We start from the raw sequence: 5,686 nt of genomic DNA, 5'->3' as shown, positions 1-5,686 counted from the left end.
TCGATGTGCTGGCGCCGGAGGGCTACGGCGAGATCATCGGTGGCGGGCAGCGCGAGGACGATCTCGATACCCTCACCCGCAAGATCGCACAACACGGGCTGCCGGCCGAGGCCTTCAGTTGGTATCTCGACCTGCGCCGCTTCGGCTCGGTGCCGCACGCCGGCTTCGGCATGGGCATCGAACGGATGGTGGCGTGGGTGTGCGGCTTGCACCACGTGCGCGAAACCATCCCGTTTCCCCGCATGCTGGAACGGTTGCGGCCATGAAGCGCCGCACCTGGATGCTGCTGGCGGCACTGGTGGCGGCCTGCGAGCAGTCGCCGCCGCCGGCCCCAACCACCGCCGTGGCGCCCGCGCCCGCGCAGTCGCCGCCACCGGCAGCGGCACCGGCACCGCCGCAGCCCGCGCCGGAAGCGCTGCCGCGAGAAGTTGCCGGCATCGTTTTGGGCGCCGGCCTCGCCGAGGTGCGCACTAAGCTCGGCGCCTTGGCCTGCCGCGACAACCCGCAGGGCTTCAGCGTGTGCACCCCCAAGACGCCCCCGGCCGAGGCCCCGAACAAGTTGGAGGTCTATCTGTTTCACGAACGGGTGGTCTCGCTGGCCTACGATCGTGAAGTCGGCGCTAATGTCTGGGACTTTCTCAATGACCTAAACACGCGCTACGGCCCGCCCAGCCTCAACGGCCAGCGGGAGACCGACAAGCAGGGCCGCACGCACGAGATTTACGGCTGGAAGGACCAGCAGAGCATCCATTCGGTGCGCTTTGTTTGGCAGGGCGAAGAAGCCACCCGGCAGCTCAGCACCACGACGATTACGCTCTGGGACCGCCAAGGCTACCACGACTGGGAGAGCGAACGGCAGGCCGGTAAGCCGCCAACACCGTCGGGCAAGCCGACTTGAGCGGGCGGATTGAGTCGCCCTCCAAAACCGGGCACGATGCCGGCATGTCACGGGAAGCGGCGCTACGCTCACTGCCGTCGGTCGACGCGGTGCTGACGGGCGCGGCAGCGGCCGGCTTGTTGGCGCGCTATCGCCGCGCCGCGGTCACCGAAGCAATTCGCGTGCACCTGGAGCAGTTGCGCAGCGCCGTGCTGGCCGAGAGCGCGGCGGTGCCAGCGGTGGCCGATATCGTCGTCGCCGTCGGCACGCAGCTGCGGGCGAGCGAGCAGCTGCCGCTACCGCGCGTGATCAATGCCACCGGCGTGGTGGTGCACACGAATCTCGGCCGTGCCCTGCTGGCCGAGCCGGCGCTAGCGGCGCTGGCCGAAGCCGCACGCCACCCGGTGGCGCTCGAATATGACCTCGATCGCGGTGAACGGGGCGAGCGCGACGAGGTGGTCGAGGCCGACCTGTGTGCGCTCACCGGGGCCGAGGCGGCCACGGTGGTGAACAACAACGCGGCCGCGGTGCTGCTGGCGCTGAACACCTTGGCGGAGCAGCGCGAGGTCATCGTCTCGCGCGGCGAGCTGATCGAGATCGGCGGCTCGTTTCGTATACCCGCGGTGATGGCAAAGAGCGGCGTGCGGCTGCGCGAGGTCGGCACCACCAACCGCACCCACGCGCGCGACTACAGTGAGGCGGTCGGGCCGCAGACGGCCTTGCTGCTGAAGGTTCACAGCAGCAACTATCGCATCGTCGGCTTCACCGCCGAGGTGTCGCTGGCGGAGCTGGTCGCCATCGGCCGCGAGCACCAGCTGCCGGTGCTGGAAGACCTCGGCAGCGGGGCGCTGGTCGACTTCTCGCAGTGGGGGCTGCCCAAAGAACCGGTGGTGGCCGAGCGCATCCGGCACGGCGCCGATGCCGTGACCTTCAGCGGCGACAAGCTGCTGGGCGGGCCCCAGTGCGGCCTCATCGTCGGCCGGCGTGTGCTGATCGAACGTATGCGCAAGAACCCGCTCAAGCGCGCTTTGCGTTGCGACAAGCTGACTCTGGCAGCGCTGGCTGCCACGCTGCGGCTCTACCGCTACGACGCCGATCTTGCCGGCTCGCTGCCGACGCTGCGCTGGCTGAGCCGGCCGCTGGCGGAGATCGCAGCCGTCGCCGGCGAGGCCTGCGCTCTACTGCAAGCAGCTCTCGGTGCCGAGTACCGCATCGAAGTGCTCGATGCGCAATCGCAGATCGGCAGCGGTTCGGTGCCGACGCGGACCTTGGCGACCAAGGCGGTGGCGATCACGCATCCCGCCATCGGCGCGCAGCAGCTGGCGGAGCGCTTTCGTCGCGCGAACCCGCCCATTATTGGCCGCGTCCACGACGGCCGCTTCCTTCTCGACGCCCGCTGCATCGCAGCCGCCGCGGAACTGGTGCCGCGCACCTGACGATGCATCGCCGGGCAGAGGGAAATTCTCGTCGCCAACAACCGCGCCCCGACCTGTGCCGCCTCGCTCGCGCCGAGTCGCCGGGCTTGCGCCAAGACCCAGAGTGGGATCCGCGTGCGAACGCTGGCGCCACCCCCACCCCAACGCGCTTAGCGTAGCCGTAACCAAACGCGCCTTGTGATGGCCACAACGGATTGTGCCAGCGGATTGAACGGATTCGGTCCCGGAATCGTCCATCTTCTCATCCGGTCGGAGCCGGAGAACGGAGAAGGTTACAACGGATTGAACGGATTAAACGGCTTGGCCGGATTCGGATCGGGTGAGTACCCGGCGAGTACCCTCACCAATGTCGATGTCGAAGCCTCGGCCTTCTCCGATCCGTAAATCCGTTCAATCCGTTTAATCCGTTGTTAAGAAGCGCGCACCCTCAGTAGTCGTTGTGGTCATCGACCTCGATGAGCAGTTGGGTGGTGTGGGCGGAGGCCGCCGGGGCGCCGGCTTGCGTGGTCGTGATCAGCGCCGTGCAGCGCGCCGGCGACTTGCTGCTCGCCGCCGCGAAGCCGCTGGCGGCGATAACGACCGGCAGCTTGCCCCGCGCCGTGCGGTTGGCCGCCAGCGTCGCCTCGCTCTGCGCCCCCGCGATGCCGGTGTTGAAGTCTGCTGCGCCCAGCGTGCCCGCCGGGCAATCGCCGTCGGCGGTGCCGATTGTAATAGTCTGCGGTGGCAGCTGGCTGGCGCCGTCATCGGTGCTCACCGCCACGTACACGCTCTTTGCCAGCGAGGCCGTGCCCGCACTCACTCGCACCTTAAGCGGCTTTGCGCTCACCACGAAGAACCCCGGCACCACGGTGGCGGACTGCTGGTTAGCCGCCAGGCTCACGCCAGCTGCTGCCGCCACCACGTTCAGCTCCGTCGTCACCGTGTTGTTCTCCGGCGTCGGATCGATGTTGCCGTCGATCACGGTCTCGGCAGTGAAGCTCAACGTGCAGCGCTGCGGCACCTTATTGTCCAGGTTGGGGAACGCCGCCCGGGTTACCTTGACGATGACGTGCGCCGTCTTCGGCGTACCGCCCATCACCAGGATCGAATCCTGATCGCCGGGCTCGCCGCGGTCGAAGTCCGGCCGGCCCTGGATGGTGCCTGCCGGGCAATCGCCGTCACCGGCGGTGAGTTGAATGACGTGCCCCGGCCGCTCGGGCTTGGGCTGGACATCGGCGTTGCGCACCTGGACCGGCACCACCTTGGTCACCTCGTCCTGGCCGGCCGGAATGGTGATCTTGATCGGGTCGACCGGCAGCATCACCGAGTCGTGGCGCGGGGTGAGCGTACAGTCGATTTGGCAGCCGTCGCCGTCCTCCCAATTGGCGTCGTCGCACTGCTCATCGCCCTCGATGCGAGCGTTGCCGCACTCCTCGATCAAGCAGTGCCGATCGCAGCCGTCGCCGTTGTCCACGTTGCCGTCGTCGCACTCCTCATCGCCGGCGACGATCCAGTTACCGCAACGGCTGACCGTGCAGTCCGAATCACAACCGTCGCCGTCGTCCCAGTTGCCGTCATCGCATTCTTCACCGCCGGTGACAACGCGGTTGCCGCAGCCGGTATAGGTGCAGTTAGCATCGCAGCCGTCGTCGTTGATGAGGTTGCCGTCGTCACATTCCTCGGCGCCGCTGACGACGCCGTTGCCGCAGCGGGTACGGGTGCAGTTGGAGTCGCAGCCGTCGCCATCATCAAGATTACCGTCGTCGCACTGCTCGCCGCGGTTGACGACGCCATCGCCGCAGCGCGGCACCGTCGCTGTCGGTGTCGGGGTGCGCGTCGGCGTGGCGGTGCGCGTGGGTAGCGGCGCGGTTGCGGTGGCGGTGGGCTGCGGCGTCGAGGTGGGGGCTCGAGTAGAGGTGGGGCGTGCCGTCCAGGTCGGTGGAGGCGTTCCGTCGCATCCGGGCGTGTCGGGCGTGCACAGCCGCACGATATTGGCGTAGACGCCGTCGGTGTAAGGCGCAGGGTAGCCTTCCCAAACGTTGACAAAGTCGCCGTTGGCGAGCAGCGCGGTCGAGACTCCGAAGCCGGGCATGCCCGAAGTCGTGAGCGCCGGGCCAAAGGGGACGCCGTTGGGATCGAAAGCGCGCACCTTGGGCGGAGAGTGCTGGGGGAAATCCGGGACGAACCGCAAGTTCGCTTCAGTCCAAACGACGTAAAGGTTGCCGGCTGAATCGAACTCGGCATCGGCGAACATGATTTCGATGCCCGGTACGCTTTCGTGAACCAGGGTCTGTTCCCCGAGCGGAGAGCCGTCGGCGGTAAAGCTCCGCATAAACAGCTGGTGGGTGTCAGACCACTGCGAGAGATCCGTCTGATCGGTGTAGCCGCCGACGACGGTGAACCCGCCCAGCGGGCTTACGGCCACGTGGCTAACGGCCATGCGGTCGGTGAGCGAAAAGGCCGGCGCGTGCGGTGTCCCGTCCGGCGCGAATATGCGCCCGAAGCTGGCGTGCGTGGTGAGATCAAACCAGGTGGTTACGAAGCCGCCGTCGGCCATGGCCTTGATGTCGAGGTAGTAAGGGTTGGCGTATCCAGCGATTGCCGGCAGCCGAGCTGCCCGCGCCTTGCCGTCAGGCCCGTATAGCCCGAGCCACAGGCCGTTGCTCTCCCAGAAGAAGGCCGGACCTGCACTTAGCCCGACCACCTGAATCGGCCACCCGAACCAGCTGTCGAGCAACAGCTCTTGGCCGACAGGTCGGCCGCTGGCATCGAGCCGGCGGCCGATTGTCGCACACATGCTGGGGCAACTGTGGCGCATCCAGGCTGCAACGTAGCCGCCGTTGGGGTCGGCGCTGATCGCCGGATCGAAGGCATAGCCGCTGCTGTCGACCCGGACTGAGGGTGCGAGGGGAACTCCGTCGCCGGAGTACTGCCGGGTTAGGACGGCATCTCGCGGTTCGTTACCGCTGTAGTTGTCTTCGCCCCAAATGAACACGATGGTTCCATCCGGGCTGGCGGCAACATCGGTGTAGTTGGTGAACTGGCCCACCGTTGGGCGCGCGACCTCGAACGTCGGCACCGTGACCACCTGGGCCAGCGCCGCCGGCGCCGCCAGCAGCAACGCGGCAACGAGGCATAACGAAGTGGCGACCCGACGAATCATCTGAGTCCTCCCCTATTGCGCAGTTGAGCCCAACCAACTGGCTGGTCGTGACTGTACAACCACCGGCGGTTCTTGCCAAGTGCAAAAACGAAGTCGGGCCGGCGAGGGTGCGCGACAAATCTGTGGGTAACGTGCAGCCGACCGGGCAAATCCTCAGCATGCTGACAGTACTGTGTACTGTCAGGCCGAGGCCCATGGCCGAAAGGGACGCAATCTGTCATCTTCCAGGCG

General features: G+C 67.1%; 4 protein-coding genes. 3 read left to right on the top strand and 1 reads right to left on the bottom strand.

All coding sequences use genetic code 11. The annotated features are described in order from the left end of the window. The 3 genes from HY699_14410 to selA form a co-directional block, all read left to right on the top strand. On the top strand, positions 1 to 266 hold a 266-nt coding region (locus HY699_14410), incomplete at its 5' end, for an asparagine--tRNA ligase (GenBank protein MBI4516998.1). Further along, on the top strand, positions 263 to 898 hold the full coding sequence (locus tag HY699_14405) for a hypothetical protein (GenBank protein MBI4516997.1): 636 nt from the start codon (positions 263 to 265) through the stop codon (positions 896 to 898). The genes HY699_14410 and HY699_14405, both read left to right, overlap by 4 nt. A gap of 44 nt (positions 899 to 942) precedes the next feature. Further along, positions 943 to 2,313 (top strand): L-seryl-tRNA(Sec) selenium transferase, encoded by a 1,371-nt coding sequence (gene selA / locus HY699_14400; GenBank protein MBI4516996.1) that lies wholly within the window; start codon positions 943 to 945, stop codon positions 2,311 to 2,313. Positions 2,314 to 2,740: 427 nt separating this feature from the next. Here selA and HY699_14395 read toward each other — a convergent pair whose 3' ends face one another. Continuing rightward, positions 2,741 to 5,455 carry a DUF4215 domain-containing protein gene (locus HY699_14395; GenBank protein MBI4516995.1) on the bottom strand — a complete coding sequence of 905 codons (2,715 nt, stop codon included), beginning with the start codon at positions 5,453 to 5,455 and terminating at the stop codon, positions 2,741 to 2,743. Positions 5,456 to 5,686 lie beyond the last annotated feature (231 nt).

It is taken from the genome of Deltaproteobacteria bacterium, assembly GCA_016210005.1.
In the GTDB taxonomy this organism is placed as follows: domain Bacteria; phylum Desulfobacterota; class Binatia; order HRBIN30; family JACQVA1; genus JACQVA1.
The sequence above is the reverse complement of the archived record's forward strand: the minus strand, read 5'-3'. Positions and strand labels throughout refer to the sequence as shown.

What these genes read in the sequence shown, in the direction of transcription:
- HY699_14405 (MBI4516997.1), top strand. Translation starts at nt 263, where the DNA reads ATGAAGCGCCGCACCTGGATGCTGCTGGCGGCACTGGTGGCGGCCTGC.
- selA (MBI4516996.1), top strand. Translation starts at nt 943, where the DNA reads ATGTCACGGGAAGCGGCGCTACGCTCACTGCCGTCGGTCGACGCGGTG.
- HY699_14395 (MBI4516995.1), bottom strand. Translation starts at nt 5,455, where the DNA reads ATGATTCGTCGGGTCGCCACTTCGTTATGCCTCGTTGCCGCGTTGCTG.